Here is an 18,263-nt window from a genome sequence, read left to right on the forward strand (position 1 = left end):
GTGAGAATCTTACTTAAAACAGCTGGACTATAATATAACTCAGAATCACGCTTGTATAAATAGATCAATGAGATCTGATCAAATAAAGTCAGGGTAGCGCGTGCCGTCTCAGGGAAATCAATCAGAATGAAGTCAGATCAGTCAACGAATTCGGCAAGGACACCATCGGGGGCTTCTGCTCAGACTTCGCGCGCTCATTCCGTCCGGCTGCGATTTTGGTTGCTAAAACCATTCATTTTGATTCTCTCGGCTGGTTGGGTTCTGGCGCTGATGATTCGTTTGACGGTGCGCGATGCAGAGGGATTAGTGCCATCATTGGTGTTTTATTTGTCTCCCCTCATTCTGTTGAGCCTGGGGGCTGCGTCTGTTTTTATTTTATCCTGGTATGTTCGCTGGCACCAAATTGCTCTGGTCTGGTTGTTGCTGACGCTGGTCAGCGGGAGTTGGTGCTGGAACTCTCAATTTCAAAGACACCACACGTCATCCGGCATTCTAGAAGGCAACCCAACTGAGCTCCGCGTTCATTTCTGGAATATTGGGGATCGAATCTGGGGAATGGATCGCGTTTTGGATGAGTTGAAAGCCGTTGATGCTGATCTGATTGGTCTGGTGGAAGCTGGAGCGGACTCAGAGAAAATGAAATTGTTCTGGAAAGAATCCTTTCCAGAACACCCTTATCAGTTCGTGAAGGAGGGACTCGTGTTTCTGTCGCGTGTTCCAATTTCGAGTCAGAGTTCAGGGGTACTTGCCAAAATGGGAAAGTATGAACGGTTCGATTTAATCTTGCCCCAATCGTCGCAAGTCAAGATGTCTGTTTATCTGGTCGACATCAAAAGTACCATTTTGCGATCCAGAAAATCAGCTCTGCAAGAACTGGCAAATCGAGTTTCAGAAACTGATGATCGTCCGCTTTTAGTTCTGGGTGACTTTAATACCCCCAGCGATTCCGTTCATTTTAAACCTGTACGAAGGACATTAAAAAATTCGTTTGAAGTTGCCGGCAATGGTTACATGCCTACCTGGCCTTTACCTCTGCCTGTCCTGGATCTGGATGGTATTTGGGCCAATCAATTTATAAAGGTTCTTTCTGCAGAGAACCGGTGGACCTGGGTCTCGGATCATCGTCCCGTCGTAACCCAGGTCGAAATGGAGTCGCGTCCCATCGACAGAGGGGCTTCCGTGAACTGATTGGATTGGGATTTTGAATCGGTCAGAAAAGATCCCCAAAATCCGGCAATTCGTAATTCCTGCTTCATCCGGTGTGCTGGTCCGGTTATAATCGAGCCTGAAATTATGCCTGCCAGGTAGCAGCAATACAGGACAAGACCGGTTTCTGAAATATAAGAGGGCTTCTCATGCGATCAAAGCGTCTTTTAAATCTGACTGTCTGTCTGTTATTCACATTTTGGGTGGCACAGGTTGATGCAGCCATTTTCAGTGGCATCATCACTTCACTTTCCGAGTCACAAAAACAGGTCACAATCAAATCGACTCAGGGGAAAGAAAAAAGTTTTTCGATTCCGGATTCTGCGTCTTCTACGTTCAACGGAAAGAAGTCTCAGTTTGATCAGTTCAAGGTTGGTCAGCGGGCAACCGTTTTTACAACCGCATCCGGAACGATTACGCGGCTTTCCGTCCGAGAAGTTCTGGCTTCCAAATCCAGCAGCACGGTGAGTCGGCCCAAAAAAGAGATGAAAGCCAAACAAAAAACGGATGTGGGAACTCCGTCTCCTCTTGCTCAGGGATGGACTCAGTTTCGTGGTCCGCAACGTGCCAATATTTCGACTGAGCCTGGCTTGATCAAAGACTGGAATCAAAGCCCGCCAAAACTGCTTTGGACCGCCCGCGGTTTAGGTGAGGGGTATTCTTCGGTCTCTCTCAGCGGGAATCTGGTGTTTACGATGGGGACCAAAGCGAATGAAGAAGTCGTGATCGCCATTGATGTAAATACGGGTGAAATTGTCTGGACTCAGCCTAATGGGGCGATATTCAAAGATGGACAGGGAAATGGCCCGCGTTCGACTCCCACAGTTGATGGCGATGTGTTGTATGTGCTGGGGGCAAGTGGAGACCTTTCCCGAATGTCGACCAGAGAGGGAAATGTAGAATGGACCAAAAATATCCTACAGGATTTTGGCGCCAGTAATATTGTCTGGGGGATCAGTGAATCTCCCCTGATCGATGGTGAGAAATTGATTTGCTCTCCCGGCGGGCAAGGTGCCACCATGGTGGCCCTCAATAAGCAGAATGGAAGTCCCATCTGGAAGGCGGCTGTTCCCGGAAACCCGAAAGCAGCTTACTCCTCTCCGATTAAGGTGACAGTGGGGGGCGTGCAGCAGTATGTGAATTTTACCCATGATGGCATTATGGGCGTTGAGGCGCAAACCGGGACACCACTCTGGGGGAATAATCGGGCAGCGAATAAAACGGCCAACTGTTCTGCACCGATCTTTTTTCCAGGCAGTAACTCGATTTTTTATGCATCCGGTTATGGTACGGGGGGAGCCCTGCTCCGTTTGACGGCGGCCCAAAATCGGGTGTCTGCTCAGTTAGGTTTCTTTACACCGGATATGAAAAACCATCATGGAGGCATGGTTCAGGTCGATGGATTCCTGTATGGGTCCAGTGATCCTGGCGTGCTGACCTGCATTAATCTGAGAGATGGTCAGACCGTCTGGCAGAATCGATCAGTCGGAAAAGGCGCCCTGACTTGTGCCGACGGCCATATTTATATGCGGAGTGAGAAAGGGCCCATCGCACTGGTGGAAGTGAATCCCAAGTCATATGTGGAAAAGGGACAGTTCGACCAACCCGAGCGGAGCGGCAAGCCCGCCTGGCCTCACCCGGTTGTCGCAGATGGAAAGCTTTTCTTACGAGATCAGGATTTACTGTTGTGTTATGATGTCAAAGCAAACTAATCAGGCTTTGGTCTGCATTCTTGCTGGTAAGACACGTTTTTAAAAAAGACAAGCCAATTTTCTGGGAATGGGCTTTCACCTTCAGATTAGATTTGAAAGAAAACAAATGCGGTTTAGAAGTGCGCTACAAAACAAACTCGGATGGATTCTGCTTTCTTTAACCATTGCCCTCATCTGTGTCTCTGATCTTCCACTTTTCGCAGCGGAGTCGGAAACCAGCCGTCCGAATATTTTGTGGATTACCAGTGAAGACAACGGTCCTCATCTTGGTTGTTATGGAGATCAATACGCCGACACGCCGCACATTGATAAACTGGCATCGCAGGGGATGATCTATCTCAACTGCTGGTCGACGGCGCCCGTTTGTGCTCCCGCGCGAACGACATTGATTACAGGCATGTACCCGACCTGCCTGGGGGCCGAACATATGCGGAGCATGGTCAAGTTACCCAAAAACTTTCTGATGTATCCACAGTACCTTAGAGAAGCCGGTTACTACTGCACGAATAACAGCAAAGAAGATTACAACGTCGCCAAGCCAGGCAAGGTCTGGGATCAATCCAACCGAAAAGCGCATTGGAAGAATCGAAAAGCCGGTCAACCCTTCTTTGCCGTCTTCAACCATACGATCAGCCACGAAAGTAAAATTCGTAATCGTCCACACACGCTGGTGCATGATCCTGCCAAAGCGCGTGTGCCTGCTTACCACCCGGATACTTCTGAAGTCCGCCATGACTGGGCGCAGTACTATGATCGCATCACGGAAATGGATGCGTTGGTGGGGAAGAATCTCAGGGAACTTGCCGACGCAGGACTGACCGACGATACCATCATTTTTTATTATGGTGATCATGGTTCGGGAATGCCGCGCAGCAAACGTTGGCCTTATAATTCCGGGCTACAGGTTCCACTGGTGGTTTATGTTCCCCCGAAGTTCCGTAAGCTGGCTCCCCCTGATTATCAGACAGATGGCAAGTCGGATCGACTGGTTGGTTTTGTCGATTTCGCACCCACGGCGCTGAGTCTGGCTGGCATCAAACCACCAGCGCATATGCAGGGAAATGCATTTATGGGGCAGTATGAGACAGCGCCCCAAGAGTATCAATACGGTTTTCGCGGTCGGATGGATGAACGCTATGATCTGGTTCGATCAGTCAGGAATAAGCGTTATCTGTATATCAAAAATTTCATGCCTCACAAAAAGTATGGTCAGTATTTGAATTACATGTTTCAGACCCCGACAACTCAGGTCTGGAAGAGAATGTATGATGCCGGTGAGTTGGTTCCCCCGCAGACCTATTTTTGGGAAACCAAACCAGCAGAAGAATTGTATGACCTCGAGGCAGACCCGGACGAAGTCAATAATCTGGCGGTTTCCGACGAACATCAGGATATTTTAAAGGAACTGCGGCAGGCCCAACAGCAGAAAATCCTTGAGATACGGGATCTTGGATTTATGCCGGAAGCGGAAATTCACAGTCTATCTGACGGCGGTGCCCCCTATTTGATCGGGCAGAATAATGAGCTCTATCCCTTGAAGAAAATTCTGGCGATGGCAGAAGTGGCGTCTTCCGGACAGCAGAACGAGCAGGCTGAACTCGTGGCCGGACTCGATGATCAAAATTCCGCTGTCCGCTATTGGGCGGCGATGGGACTTTTGATGCGAGGAGAAGATGCAGTCAAACAGGCTCACAGTGCATTACAGAAATCGTTAAAAGATTCTTCAAAATCGGTACGCTGTATCGCCGCAGAGGCACTCGGCAAATATGGTGATGCGCAGGAGTCCAAAGAGGCAGTCAAGACGCTGGTTTCACTCTCGAACCAGAATCAGGATGGTGTGTATGTTGCTATGCTGGCATTGAATGGACTTGATAAGTTGAGCAATGAAAAAGTGGCTCCGGTCAAAGATGAAATTGCGCAGTTGCCTCTTAAGAACCCAAAGCTGGATCGACGTCTGCAGTCCTACGTAACGCGACTGGTAGAGCGTATCGAAGAAAAACAGTCCCAGAAATAATCGAGTGATCAATGGTCGTAGTCGCGAAATCGAATCCGCGACTACGACTTGAAGATCAGATCCGGCTTATGATTTCTCGATGCGAATTCCGACTTTGGAATTTCCAATTGTGACTTCTTTCAGTTCGACCGTACTGTCAGCTGGTACTTGTTCGAGTTGATCTCCCAGGGTTTCTCCCAGGATATACTCGGTCCAGCTTGCAACTGCCTGCTCGACTTCGGTCGCGTCATTGGAATTGAAGTAGACTTTGATCCGGTCTTCAATTTCCAGGTCGGCTTCTTTGCGAAGCTGTTGAACCTGCCGCACAAAATCGCGGGCCATCCCTTCTGCTTCCAGTTCGGGTGTCAACTTGGTTGAAATGGCAATCTGGATTCCCTGATCATCAGAGCAAACCCAGTCAGCCGCTTGTTCGGTTCCAACCAGAACGTCGTCGGGCTCCAGATCGATCTGATTCCCGGAAAGTTCCAGTGAGACTGATTCGCCACGTCTGAGGGGGCCGAGTACCGCGTCTCCGACTTCTGGCAGCTCTTTTCGCAGCATGCCGAGTAGCTTGCCGTATTTAGGCCCCAGCGTTTTTAAATTCGGTTTATAAGTATAGCTGACCAGATCATCCAGGTTTTCACAGCGCGTGACCTGTTTGATATTCAGTTCTTCTTCAATTGTATTGGCCAGGCTTTCGATGGCTTCAGACTGTTGTGCTGTCTGGCAGGCAAATCGCAGTTCCGCCAGGGGTTGACGGACGCGCTGGTTGGCTTCATCGCGTAACTTATGTCCCAGTTTGACCACAATCTGAGCCTGCAGGGCGCGGAAGTTGAGTTCTTCATCCAGCAGCGAGTCATCACACTGGGGATAGTCACAAAGATGTACGCTGTGAGGCGCCGATTCATCCCAGCTGGTCATCAGATTCTGGTAAATTCGCTCACTGAGGAACGGGATGCTGGGAGCAAGTGCTTTGGACAGTGTGACCAGCACTTCAAACAAAGTCTGATAAGCGGCCAGTTTGTCTGTATCGTTCGCATCCTGAGAACGCCAGAAGCGACGTCGATTTCGTCTGATGTACCAATTCGACAAATCATCAATAAACGCGGTTGCGTTTTTGAGGAAGCCGGCATAGTTATAGGCTTCAATTTCCGTTTTGGCAGAAGCGAGCAAGGCTTGCAGGTTGGATATGACCCAGCGGTCGATTTCAGGACGTTCGACAACCGGAACACGTTCTTGAGCGGGATCAAATTCATCCAGGCGTGCATAGTTCACAAAGAATGCGTAGGAGTTCCAAAGCGGGATCAAAACCTGACGGCGAATTTCATCGGCTGGCTTACTTTCCACCAGACAGGTCGGAGCGCCCTCTTTCGTTTTGCTGATCGGGCCTTCCGGCGTATTCAGCGTCACCTGTTTTTCGGGGTTCCGCATGCCAAATCGTAGATCAGAGGCCGGGTTATGTGCCAGATACATCCAGCGCATCGTATCGACTCCCAGTTGCTCGGCGGCTTCTTCAAACCAGATGGCGGTTCCATCCGATTTGTGCATCGGCTTGCCTTCTTCATTCAACACCAGTCGATAGCCGAGCAGAGTTTTGAACGGCGGCGTGCCATCCATCATCGTGGCCATCGAGAGTAATGCGTAGAACCAGTTGCGGAACTGGCCAGGGAAACACTCGGTGACGAGATCCGCTGGATACCACTTCTTCCATTCTTCCTGATTTGTGTTGTACTGCATCGTCGAAAACGGCACGATGCCTGCATCCAGCCAGGGGTTTCCCACATCGGGGATACGCGTCATCAGATTGCCTGTTTTCGGGTTTTGCAGCTTGACCTGATCAATCCAGGGACGGTGAGGCGTATGTCCTTCCAGCGCTTCCCAGCCTTCTACGGCACGTTCTTTGAGTTCAGCGAGGGAGCCGATGACTTCGAAGTCGCCGGTTTCTTCATCGACCCAGATAGGCAGTGCCAGACCCCAGAAGCGTTTCTTGGAAACCATCCAGTCCCGCATATTGGTGAGCCATTCCAGTTCATGCTGCTCACCATCAATGCTGGAGGGAACCCAGTCGATTTGACGGGTGACCTCTTTGATCTCTTCGCGCCAGTCCATGTTGATGAACCATTCATCGACCAGACGGAAAATCAGTTCATCGCCGGTTCGCCAGCAGTGCGGGTAGATGTGCGGGTACTGTTCGACATAGACCAGCAGACCTTTTTCTTTCAGTCGTTCAAAGACGAGTTCGGGAGTTGTGGGATCAATGGCTTCTTTGCCGGTGAATTCACCGAATCCCTCTTCGAATCGACCATCCTCACCGAGCGGGGCGATTGCTACCAGTCCCAATTGTTTTCCCAGTTGATGGTCGACATCACCACAGCCGGGAGCGGTATGGACGATACCCGTACCTTCGCCGGCGACGACATGGGGATTGCCTTTGAAATCGCGGCCGCCGTCAACCACTTTATGGCAGGAGATACCACTTTGGTCGAGTAATTTCTCATCGCTGGGATAGCCGCCCGGCGTTTGTTGTGCAGGAAGATCATCGAAGGGACCCTCGTATTCCCAGTCCACCATGGCAGCTCCTTTGATGGTGTCGAGAATTTCATAACCCCCCTGCTCTTTAAAGATCTGTGCCAGCGTTTTCAGTTTGGGAACCTCTTTCGGCCAGGACCATTCGGGCTTCCCAAAACCTTCTTTGAATTCCCGACTCAGTCGCTGGTATTCCAGGTTGTCTTTAGCGAAGTAGTAGACCGCGTCATCTTTTTTTGCCTGCAGTTTGACGTAATCGAGATCGGGATTGATGGCAGCCGCGACGTTACTGGTGAGCGTCCAGGGAGTTGTTGTCCAGATCAGCAGGTATTCGTTTTCACGGTCTTTAAGTGGAAAGCGGACGAAGACCGAACGATGCACGGAGAGCTTCCGCCCGTCTGCGACTTCCATCTGACTGTAGGCGCTGCCTCCCCTGCCTGACCAGGGCATGACATCGTGGCCGCGATAGACTTTGCCGCGTTCAAAACACTTTTTGAGGAAGGTCCAGATCGTTTCGTTGTTTTCGGTGGAGAATGTGAAATAGCTGCCCCCCCATTCGGCATTTCCCAATTTTGAAACCAGCATGTCCGCTTTGTCGGTGATCTGCTTTCCACTTGGGGCTGTGAGCGTGACTTCGGTATCTTTGCCGACGTACTCTGCCAGATTGCGCAGTTCGTCGGGATCATCCCAGTCCATCCAGTAACCCAGGCGTACCGACTGTTCTGTTTGACGGGCGGCGAAACGCAGGACGCGTTTTTTGCACTCGTTGACGAATTTATCGATGCCGTGTTCGACGACTTCCTGTTTGGTTCCATAGCCCAGCTCTTTTTCCACTTCGACTTCGACCCAGAGCCCCTGGCAGTCGAAACCATTCTGGAATCGCAGCTCATGCCCTGTCATGGCGTAATAACGCTGGTAGGCATCTTTGTAGGCGCGACCCCATGCATGGTGAACGCCCATCGGGTTATTAGCCGTCATGGGGCCGTCAATGAAGCTCCACTTGGGTTTGCCTTTATTTTTTTTGCGAAGCTGGTCAAAAGTCTGGTTCTCTTCCCAGAATTTGAGGATTTCGTGTTCACCTTGAATGAAGCTGGCATCGCTGACTTTTTGAAACATGGGAAAATCTTATTGAGTTGTACTAGTTTGAATTTGAGTTTGTAGACTGTGTCCAGTTTTACTGTAGCGTCTCCAAGGCCATTTGGACCGAGTATATTAGATTGAGTGACGCTATAGTTAAATGTGATGCGCTCTAGAATTAGAAAAATGTTCGACAGCGGGAACGGCTGTCCGTACCATTCTCTTGCCTGTTCGAGTACCCTGCCCAAGAGCTGATTTTGAGCAGAAGTATCATAACGGAAACGCGTTAAGTATTACATAGATCGTGCTTTGTTACGAGTGCTATAAATTCGTATTTATCCCTGTTTTACGAGAATTTTACCAATTTGAGAGTCGAAATGTCATCATCGTCTGAGCCTTCCATGCACGTTGTCCTTTACCAGCCGGATATCCCGCAGAATACCGGCAATATCGGCCGCACCTGCGTGGCCGTCGGTGCCAAATTGTGGCTGGTCAGACCTCTGGGCTTTAAGCTCGATGAAAAGCATTTGCGACGTGCCGGCATGGACTACTGGCAGCATTTGAACTGGGAAGCAGTCGACAGCCTGGCGGAAGTGCAGGAACAGCTGTCTGACAGGACATGGTGGAAGCTGACCAAGTTCGCAACCCGCTTCGTCTGGGAGGCGGAGCTGGAACCGGGACATGTTTTCCTGTTTGGCAGTGAAAGTAACGGCCTGCCACCCCGCATTCTGGAAGAGTCCCCCGACTCCAATCTGAAACTGCCGATGTATGAGCAGGTTCGCAGCCTGAATTTAGCCAGCACCGCGACCGCCGTGATGTACGAAGCCGTTCGACAGTTTGGGGGACTCCCCTGACAGGAATTATTTCCCTCGTCCTGTGACCGGATATTGAGGATCCTGGAATCCTTTGCCGCTGTGTTCTCCCGGGGGAACGAGCGAATCGATAAAGGCTTCATCTTCGGCGGTGATTTCCACATCCAGGCAACCCATGTTGTCGTCGAATTGTTCCATGGTACGGGGGCCGATAATAATTGAGGTGAGAATCGGATTTGCCAGACACCAGGCCAAGGCAAAATTCGTTATGGAAACGCCTTTTTTGTCACAGTAGTCGGCAATTTCCTGCGACAGTTCAATGCTGACATCACGGAGTTCCGCTTCGTTCATGCGTTTGTCATTGCGGGAAGCGCGACTCCCTTCGGGGAAGGGTTGGTCTTTGCGGTACTTTCCGGTCAGGATTCCTCGGGCAAGCGGGCTGTAGCTGACGACGCCGATTCCCTTTTCCTGACAGAGGGGCATCAGTTCGACCTCAATGTCCCGGTTCATGATGTTATACAGCGGTTGCACACAGCTGAACGAATAGAGGTTGCGTACATCGCTGGTCCAGAGTGCTTCCGCCAGTCGCCATGCACGAAAGTTGGAACAGGCGATATAGCGGACTTTTCCCGACCGGACCATGTCGTCCAGGGTGCGAAGCGTCTCTTCAATGGGAGTCTGATAATCGGGAGTATGGACATAGTAAAGATCGACGTAATCGGTTCCCATCCGCTTGAGGCTGTTGTCTAATTCTCGCATGAGATGGGCACGGCTGGCACCGGCGTCATTGGGGCCGTCTCCCATCGGAGCACGGCCTTTGGTTGCAAGAATCACTTTTTCACGTCGATCCGCTAGGGCTTTTCCCACGACGATTTCTGAACCACCTGTACTGTACATGTTTGCGGTGTCGAAGAAGTTGATGCCAAGATCGATGGCTTTATGCATAATGGTGATCGAGTCTGATTCGTTGGTTGGTCCGCCGAACATCATTGTTCCCAGACAAACGGGAGAGACACGTACGCCAGCTTTTCCTAAGTTGCGATAATCCATTTTAGCTGTTCCTGGTGAAGAGTTGAGTCTGTTTGAGCTTCTAAGGCTGTGATTCTATCATCCGGTTTTCAGACAGATTTCTCAAGGGACCTGAAATTCCTTGAACAGACGTGGTTGAAGATTCTGCCAAAGCCTGTTAAAGTAACGGTTTGCACCATGGTTTCTGAACTGAAACCGCTATTATCCGGTTGAAATTGGATGTTAACCCGCAAGATGTCGATGGGTTAACAGAGCCGAATATATTGAAAATCACTTAAATTAGATGTAGAAACGAAAGGCATTTCTTCGAATGGGTACCAAGAAGACAGGTAAAGGTCGTCGAAAAATTGGTCGTAAAAAACGACGTGCAAGAGCTAAAATCAGACACCGTAAAGGCTAAGCCCGTTTGAGGGTTGTTCAAAGCGACTTTAATCAGGTCGCTTTGACTTTGAGCCCCTACTGCTTACTGAGAACGTGATCTGCTACAGATCGTCCGTCATTGACGCATCGCTTCAACTCTCTTTGAAATGATTTTCAACGATGAGTTTCTCGCGCAGTATTTTAGATATTGTATCGCGTTCTCATCCACTACTGAGTATTTCAGATACTCTTTGCGCAGTCCAAGCCAGCAATTCAATAGGGGTTTTTGATCAGCCTCGCTCGCTTTCGATCTATGCGAAATGCATTCTTTTAAAATGCTGGTCTTACCAGTATTTCTCGAAGTGGATATTTCCCGGGCTTTTGGCGGTTGAGAGTTGATATCCCTGCTCTGTCAGCAGTTCGACCATGCCTTTGGGTTCGGGGAAGACCAGCGTTCCCTGTTCGTCTTTTTCCGGAAGTCCAATCATGGATGGATTGCCGCACAGGAAGACATGTGTCTGTTCCGGGTTCGGAGTCCAGCCAAACTGCTCCTGAAACTTTTCAGGATGAATGATGTCCTGTAAATATTGTTTGCCGACATAGTGAGGGTGGCTCTGGTCGACATTTTCAGGCTCTCGGGTTGTAAATGCTGCGTATCGGTAGTTAGGAAATTGTTTCTGCAACTGGTCCTGCTGATCCAGATAGCCGAGGTCTCCTTTGTATCGGACACAGGTCATGGAGACAATTTTTCCGGTATGTCCCCGTTTGAGTAATTCCACGCTCATCGAGTTATGAGGGGCCTCACCCGTGCCTGTTCCTGCAAAAATGACATTGTCTTCGGGTTGAATTGGCTTGAGTGTGTACGTTCCCACCGGTTTCTTACCAAGGTGCAACCGGTCTCCTACCTTCAGAGAAAACAGGCGGGGGGTCAGTGGTGGATCGTCTGAATCGGGGCGTAACACGAGTGTGATATAAAATTCCAGATAGTCGATCTGGTCATTCGCGAGCAGAATACCCTGCGTGTCGACCATGGGGCAAGAGATGGAATAAGCGCGGCGAATTAGTTTCGGCTTGGGTAACTCCGCCAGCGGACCTCCATCAACCCGTGGTTCCCAAGATCCCAATCCAAGGGTTGTGTATTGACCACCTGAGAAACTGGGAACCTCTGCGTCAGGCTTGACTCGCACAATCATCAAATGATCGTGTGGTTTGCGCAATTCTTGAATCGTTGCGTTGTAATGCTTCGTGACCAGTTCTTCTATTTGAGGAGTCGATTGCCCGGGCGGAGGGTTCGATGGATTCATGACACTCCCTGTCGCGCTTGACTGCCACAAAATGGAGTGGCAGTTTTATGTTGGAATGTGGAATGGATTGTTCTTCAGGTTAGAAACAAACGTTTTTTTATTCATGTCCCCAAAGATTGAACAATCTTCATGGGTGACAAATGGATAAATTTATATGTATCTCTAAATCAAGTTCTTTCCTCTATCACTTTTTTAGGCCAGATTGTCAAGTCTGATAGCCGGTTTAATAATAGTCTGTCTCATTTCGAACCGTATTCGGTGTGGATATCAGATTTGAAAGGGGGTTGCGCCTGATCGATTTCACCATCGAACGTGTCGGGTAAATCAGGCAGGACTTAACAATTGGGCCGATGTTTTTGATCAGGGATCTGAATGTGTTAAGCGGTTTTCGTGCCTTGGATGTTCACGCCACTGCCAATTAGGAGATTATGGTGATAGCACCAAAGGTAGAAGGGACCTGATTTTTCCGGTGGGAGAATCTTCAAATTTTCAAACCCGGCCTGTTCAAACCAGGTTTTGAGTTCGTCAGTAGTATGATGGTATTGATAGGCGGGCGCGAACCAGTCAAAGGTATCGCAAACCCGATTTTCCCAATTGGGGTGATTGCTGAAATTGACGACTTTATTCAGGACTTTGTTGATTACGGGAATACCGCCGAGCCACGCCCCCAGGCGGCACCAGGGTTCCAGTTTTTCAGGAGTCATGCGCGTGGTGATTTTTCGAAGACCGGAATTAATCCATTCCTGCCACCACTGGTTTTTGCGATAGAGCCAGACCGAATAACGGCCCCCGGGTTTGACCATGCGGGCTACAGCATCGAAGACGGCGCGCGTATCTTTGTCGTGATGCATCACGCCGATCGAGAAGACGAAATCAAAGGATTCGGGGGCAAACGGGAGATGTTTCAGGTCAGCCTGAACCAGTTGCACATTTTCAAGGTGACTGCAGAGCGTTTGTGCTTTCTCGACTGCTGTCGTGTGATCGGCACCGAATACATTCCCCCCTGCTTCTGCGGCGACTTTGCAGTAACGGCCGCCTCCACAGCCGGCGTCCAGGATCTTGAGTCCTTGTAATTCGCTGAGCTCTAAGCCGGTTTTGGCAGCAAAGGTTGCACGGTCTTCATCGTCATGTGCTACCTCGTATTTATTCCACTGTAGTCCGAAACTGGTGAGATGTTCCGATTCGACAAACCGGGGGATATTCATTTTGACGGGAAAAGAACGATTGGTTTCCTGGTTAATGAGTACGTTTTGTTCCGCATCCCATTCCAGAGGATTTCCATTTTCCGGGTTTCTCAACAGTTCAAGCAGTTCTTGAGAAAGAAATGTGTTGCCTGCTGTTTCTTTCGTCATGAGGAATGCTTGCCTGGTCTTAAGAAAGTGGACGACTTGGATTTCATGTTCCGGGTTTAAAATTCGAGTTCCATCAGATCTTCGCCCAGAATTGTATTTGGAAATATCTGCTGAGCAACTTGGATTCCGATGGGGTCATCGCCTGAACGTTGCGGGTCGATGTGTGTCAGAACCAGTTTTCCGACTTGCGCGTCTCTGGCCAGCTTCGCGACGGGCGTCGTATGGCTGTGACCGGTTTTTTCAGCCCACTCTGCCATGTCATCCGGGAAGTAGCATTCGTGGATCAGCAGGTCGACGTTTCGAACAAAGTCGAGATGTTGTTCGGGATTGGCGGTATCGGTGATATACGCCAGCGAATGTTCGGGCCAATCAATGCGATACCCCACAGATCCGCCCGGATGTTCCAGCTTCAAGTGTTTCAGAATTCCGTTTCCGGGGACAGCAACTGTTTCGGGCAACGTTGTGAAATCGTAATCAGGCAGGACGGGAAAGATTTCTTCACAGAACAGGTGTGTCTGAATCGCGGTCAGCTTGGCTGCTTCCCCATACACTTTGACGGAATCGACTTGATCTGTCAGCATGGGGACCAGGAAGAAAGAGAGCCCTGCAATATGGTCCAGGTGGGCATGTGTTAAAAAAATCTGTAAATCGCGCGTTTGCAGGAAATCGGGAACACGAAAAAAGCTGGTTCCCGCATCAAAAATGATTCCCATCTCGGGGAGCATTAAGCAGGCAGTATGCCGACGCTCATTAGGGTGATAACCACCTGTCCCCAACAGCACGATTCGCATTGCTCCACTCCCCGCTAATCACCATGTTGCCCGTCTATAAAGTTATCCCCTATATTAACGGGCGAATCATCAGGCTGGCTACAGCAAAAAAAACGGCAGGTTCATTCGAATGAACCTGCCGGGATCAGCTTATGAGTCCAGACGGCGCTCACGAATCCAGTCAGTATGGAACGTTCCCTCTTTGTCAGTTCGTTGATAGGTATGAGCGCCAAAGTAGTCACGTTGTGCCTGCAGCAGGTTCGCTGGTAAGCGCGCCTGACGATAGCCATCGTAGTAGCTCAAAGCGGCAGTGAAACTCGGAACCGGCAGTCCCAGTTCGACGGCGGTTGAGACAACACGACGCCAGCTTGGTTGCGCGTTTTCAACCGCATTGCGGAAGAAATCGTCCAGCAGCAGGTTTTCCAGTTCCGGGTTCTTGTCGAAGGCTGCTTTAATGTCCTGCAGGAAGGTGGAACGAATAATACATCCGCCGCGCCACAGCAGTGCGATATCTCCATTATTCAGCTTCCAGCCAAAGTGTTCGGCGGCAGAGTTCAGCTGAACGTATCCTTGAGCGTAGCTGCATAATTTGGATGCGTACAAGGCTTGCCGGACATCTTCGATAAACTGATCGCGATCACCTTCAAACTTTTTGTCGGGACCGCCGAGAATCTTGGATGCACGTACGCGTGCGTCTTTCTGAGCAGACAGGCAACGGGCATAAACGGCTTCAGTGATCAGTGTGGTAGGAACACCCAGGTCCAGAGCGTGCTGGCTCATCCATTTTCCGGTACCTTTTTGTTTGGCGGTATCCAGGATTTTGTCAACCAGATACTCGCCCGTTTCTTCATCGATGACGGTGAAGATGTCGCGAGTGATCTCAATCAAGTAACTTTCCAGTTCCCCTTTGTTCCATTCGTCGAAGACTTTGTAAAGTTCTTCGTTGGTGAGTCCCAAGGCATGTTTGAGGATGTAGTACGATTCACAGATCAGCTGCATATCCCCATACTCAATACCGTTGTGCACCATTTTGACATAATGCCCTGCTCCGGCTTCGCCGACCCATTCGCAACAGGGAATGTCGTTATTATCACCGACTTTTGCAGAGATGTCCTGCAGGATGGATTTGACATGCGGCCAGCCAGCGGGAGATCCGCCGGGCATAATGCTGGGGCCTTTGAGAGCGCCTTCTTCACCGCCGGAAACACCGGTTCCAATGAAGAGCAGGCCAGCATCTTCGACTTCTTTAGTACGACGATTGGTGTCGTCAAAGTGGGTATTGCCACCGTCAATAATGATATCGCCGGGGCTGAGCAGTCCTTTGAGATCGTCAATGATGGCATCGACGGCGGGGCCTGCTTTGACCATCAGCATCACTTTACGGGGAGTCGCCAGACTGTCCACAAGATCTTTGAGGCTGTGATAGCCTGTGATCTTCTGCTCGTCAGTTTTGCTGCTGACAAATTCGTCTGTGGTGCTGGTGGTGCGGTTGAAAACACCTACTGAGTAGCCGTGATTGGCCATATTCAGTACCAGGTTTTGTCCCATGACAGCCAGGCCTACCAGGCCGATATCGTTTTTTGACATTGATCAATTCTCGTTTGTTTCTGATGTGATTTAAATAGTGGTGAAGCCGAATCATATTCGTGTGAAAAGAGAAACTCCCTTCACAGGATTATCGTTTCCAGGGAGGGAGCTCCGGAAGATAACTGTCAAATTCAGCAATGACTTTTGCCTGGTATTCACCGGCGTACTCGCCTTTGAGGAACTTGTCACAGGCTTCGCCGATGAACCGTTCCCAACTGGCTTCTTCCGCACCGGGGTTAATGGGATAGAAGAGTGCGCCGACCGCTTCAGCTGCTTTCATATCTCCAGGAGCATCACCGATCATGAGCACTTTTTCTGCTTCGTATCCGCAGGCTTTGGCCTGCCCCAGGGTTTCCTTTTTGCTGCCCGCTTCCTGGCCGCAAATGGCATCGACATATTGTGCGATGTCGTGTTCTTCCCATTCTTTATTCAACGCTTCATTGGGTGTCGCGGAACAGACAATCATGTCGGCAACCGGATCCAGCTTCTGCAGGCTCTCTCTGACATTCGGATAAGGGGGAACATCATGAACCATATCGGCAATCATTTCATTCACTGCCAGGGACCATTTCAATGCCAGTTCGAGGTCGGCATCTTTTGTTTTTTCGACTTCTGCAGTCAGAGTCGGGTTGCCCAGTTTGGTTTCCCGTTCGAGCCAGTCTCTCACGCCTTGTAGCTTGGGGACGGTGACATTACGCGATTGGACTTCCGGGCGTTCTTCAAGCAGGTCGAGCGCCAGTGTATAAGAGATGAAGCGATTGGCACCGCGCCATTTCGAATACAGGTTGGTAAATTCGGCTGCTTCCCGTGCGTATTTTGAGATGGGCTGCAGGCCAAAGTAGTTGATAAAGTTAGGAATGAAACACTCTTTGTGTTTAATTTCCATTGAGTCAAAGGCACAACCATCTGAATCAATGCCGATTAAAAACTCGTTTTTCTTCTGAAAGTTGGTATCCAATGGATTGTCCGACACAATCTTCTCCCGTTTTTCTATTAAAATTTTCTTTTTGTGTTCTGGTCGTCTGATTTATCTGTCTGCCTGGGGAACATACTTCGGCAGTTTTTGATCAGAAAACAGCGGTTGTAACTGAGCGAATCGAATACGGCCGTTGATCATGGGGATGCTGGGCCAGTCATTACCAACCAGAGGCTTACAGTACTTGATAAAATCGTCAGTGACGTCCATTCCATCGGCGCTGATCCAGTTTTTCGGGAAGGTACGTTCACTATTCGCCACTTCAGGCAAAGGAACTTTGTCGTAACGAACATTATATCCAGGACCTTCTGCCCGGAGAATCGTGGACATGAATCCTGACTCACCGGCGGCTGCCAGTAAAGCGGCTTTCTGTCCTGCGCCATAAGCTTCGTCGAGGTCAACGGTCGAAGCATAAGCGATATTGTGGCGTTGGTCAGTTCCAGGAACGTTCGCACGGGCGGCCCCCTTCACTGCCAGGCCGCGTTTATTTAACTCATTGACGAGCAACTGCGCTACGGTCAGCTGGCTGGAGCTGAATTGGGTATGTCCGAAGGAGTCTTTGGTTTCGCCGATATCTCCCAGGGACAACCCTTCACTCACGACGACAATCAGACGACCATCTTTTTTGAGCTGGTCATTGATTTGAGTGTGAATCTGATCCATGCTGATCGGATTCTCTGCCAGATAAATCTGCATCGGAATTTTGCGCTGTGGATCTGCCAGACGGGCGGCTGCTGGGATAAAGCCGATTTTGCGACCCATCGCCTGTAGAACCAGAACCGGATCTGCCGGACAGCTTCCGCGGTTTTCTTCATTAGCCATCTGGACCATGCTCATCCAGTAACGGGCGGTACTTCCGTAGCCGGGGGTATGGTCAATCAGCTTAAATTCACTGTCACCCACATCGTTATCAATGGTTTTGGGAACGCCGATGCCGACGACATCAACGCCTCGTTCTGTCGCCATCTGAGCCACTTTATTGGCGGTATCCATGGAGTCATTGCCGCCGATGTAACAAAAGTAGCCAATGTTATGGGCTTTGAAGACTTCGACGATCCGGTCAAAGTCTTCGTTTTGATGCTCTTTCAGTTTATAACGACAGGTTCCAACAGAACCGGCAGCCGGTGTGACGCGGAGCAGTGCAATTTCTTCAGGGGATTGTCCACTGAGATTCAGTAATTCTTCTTTGAGGACCCCTTCAATTCCATGCCAGCCAGCATAGATGGTTCCAATTTCCGGAAGATCTCTGGCGGTTTCCACGAGTCCCCGCAGGCTGTTGTTGATTACTGGTGAAGGGCCACCTGATTGGGCCACAATCATATTTTTTGGACTTGCCACGTTTTCTCCTCACTCGACTGTTGTATATTTGAGATGCGATTGCCGTAAAGATGGCAACTACATTTCCGACTGTTACTTTGCGCCCCCGAAACTGACTTGATCTCAATCGTCATTTAGTCTCTTGATCATCGATTCCTGAATTTATTGCTAAATTCTGTCGGCGGAAAGATGACCGGTTCCTCACGAATCAATTAGGGCGTATACGAACGCTTCCCACAAGA

12 protein-coding genes are annotated in these 18,263 nt (G+C 49.9%); 4 read left to right on the forward strand and 8 right to left on the reverse strand.

The features are described 5' to 3' along the window. Positions 1–126 precede the first annotated feature (126 nt). From Enr17x_RS11545 to Enr17x_RS11555, 3 genes are all read left to right on the forward strand, one after another. A complete protein-coding gene (locus Enr17x_RS11545) occupies positions 127–1,188 on the forward strand; it encodes an endonuclease/exonuclease/phosphatase family protein (protein ID WP_145308822.1) in 1,062 nt (353 codons plus the stop codon). 167 nt (positions 1,189–1,355) lie between these two features. Next, on the forward strand, positions 1,356–2,918 hold the full coding sequence (locus Enr17x_RS11550; RefSeq protein WP_145308823.1) for a PQQ-binding-like beta-propeller repeat protein: 1,563 nt from the start codon (positions 1,356–1,358) through the stop codon (positions 2,916–2,918). Positions 2,919–3,024: 106 nt separating this feature from the next. Next, positions 3,025–4,932, forward strand: a complete 1,908-nt coding sequence (locus Enr17x_RS11555; protein ID WP_145308825.1) for a sulfatase-like hydrolase/transferase — start codon at positions 3,025–3,027, stop codon at positions 4,930–4,932. A 66-nt stretch (positions 4,933–4,998) separates the two neighbouring features. Here the strand turns inward: Enr17x_RS11555 and Enr17x_RS11560 are convergent, their stop codons facing one another. After that, positions 4,999–8,553 (reverse strand): class I tRNA ligase family protein, encoded by a 3,555-nt coding sequence (locus tag Enr17x_RS11560; RefSeq protein WP_145308827.1) that lies wholly within the window; start codon positions 8,551–8,553, stop codon positions 4,999–5,001. A 338-nt stretch (positions 8,554–8,891) separates the two neighbouring features. Here Enr17x_RS11560 and Enr17x_RS11565 point away from each other — a divergent pair, with 338 nt between their 5' ends. After that, positions 8,892–9,368: a tRNA (cytidine(34)-2'-O)-methyltransferase gene (locus Enr17x_RS11565; RefSeq protein ID WP_145308829.1), complete on the forward strand. Its 477-nt coding sequence runs from the start codon at positions 8,892–8,894 to the stop codon at positions 9,366–9,368. Between the two features lie 6 nt (positions 9,369–9,374). Here the strand turns inward: Enr17x_RS11565 and Enr17x_RS11570 are convergent, their stop codons facing one another. The 7 genes from Enr17x_RS11570 to Enr17x_RS11600 all read right to left on the reverse strand — a co-directional run bounded on the left by Enr17x_RS11570 (position 9,375) and on the right by Enr17x_RS11600 (position 18,042). Further along, entirely contained in the window at positions 9,375–10,376 is a 1,002-nt protein-coding gene (locus Enr17x_RS11570) for an aldo/keto reductase (RefSeq protein ID WP_145308831.1), read from the reverse strand. Between the two features lie 683 nt (positions 10,377–11,059). Beyond that, positions 11,060–12,019 carry a ferredoxin--NADP reductase gene (locus Enr17x_RS11575; protein WP_145308833.1) on the reverse strand — a complete coding sequence of 320 codons (960 nt, stop codon included), beginning with the start codon at positions 12,017–12,019 and terminating at the stop codon, positions 11,060–11,062. A gap of 377 nt (positions 12,020–12,396) precedes the next feature. Further along, a complete protein-coding gene (locus Enr17x_RS11580) occupies positions 12,397–13,371 on the reverse strand; it encodes a methyltransferase domain-containing protein (RefSeq protein ID WP_145308835.1) in 975 nt (324 codons plus the stop codon). 56 nt (positions 13,372–13,427) lie between these two features. Then, positions 13,428–14,162 (reverse strand): MBL fold metallo-hydrolase, encoded by a 735-nt coding sequence (locus Enr17x_RS11585; protein ID WP_145308837.1) that lies wholly within the window; start codon positions 14,160–14,162, stop codon positions 13,428–13,430. A 129-nt stretch (positions 14,163–14,291) separates the two neighbouring features. Beyond that, a complete protein-coding gene (gnd, locus tag Enr17x_RS11590; protein WP_145308839.1) occupies positions 14,292–15,728 on the reverse strand; it encodes a decarboxylating NADP(+)-dependent phosphogluconate dehydrogenase in 1,437 nt (478 codons plus the stop codon). Positions 15,729–15,816: 88 nt separating this feature from the next. Then, positions 15,817–16,701, reverse strand: a complete 885-nt coding sequence (locus Enr17x_RS11595; protein WP_145308841.1) for an HAD family hydrolase — start codon at positions 16,699–16,701, stop codon at positions 15,817–15,819. Positions 16,702–16,755: 54 nt separating this feature from the next. Next, positions 16,756–18,042 carry a diphosphate--fructose-6-phosphate 1-phosphotransferase gene (locus Enr17x_RS11600; RefSeq protein ID WP_232101027.1) on the reverse strand — a complete coding sequence of 429 codons (1,287 nt, stop codon included), beginning with the start codon at positions 18,040–18,042 and terminating at the stop codon, positions 16,756–16,758. Positions 18,043–18,263 lie beyond the last annotated feature (221 nt).

The sequence above is a fragment of the Gimesia fumaroli genome, from assembly GCF_007754425.1.
Lineage (GTDB): Bacteria > Planctomycetota > Planctomycetia > Planctomycetales > Planctomycetaceae > Gimesia > Gimesia fumaroli.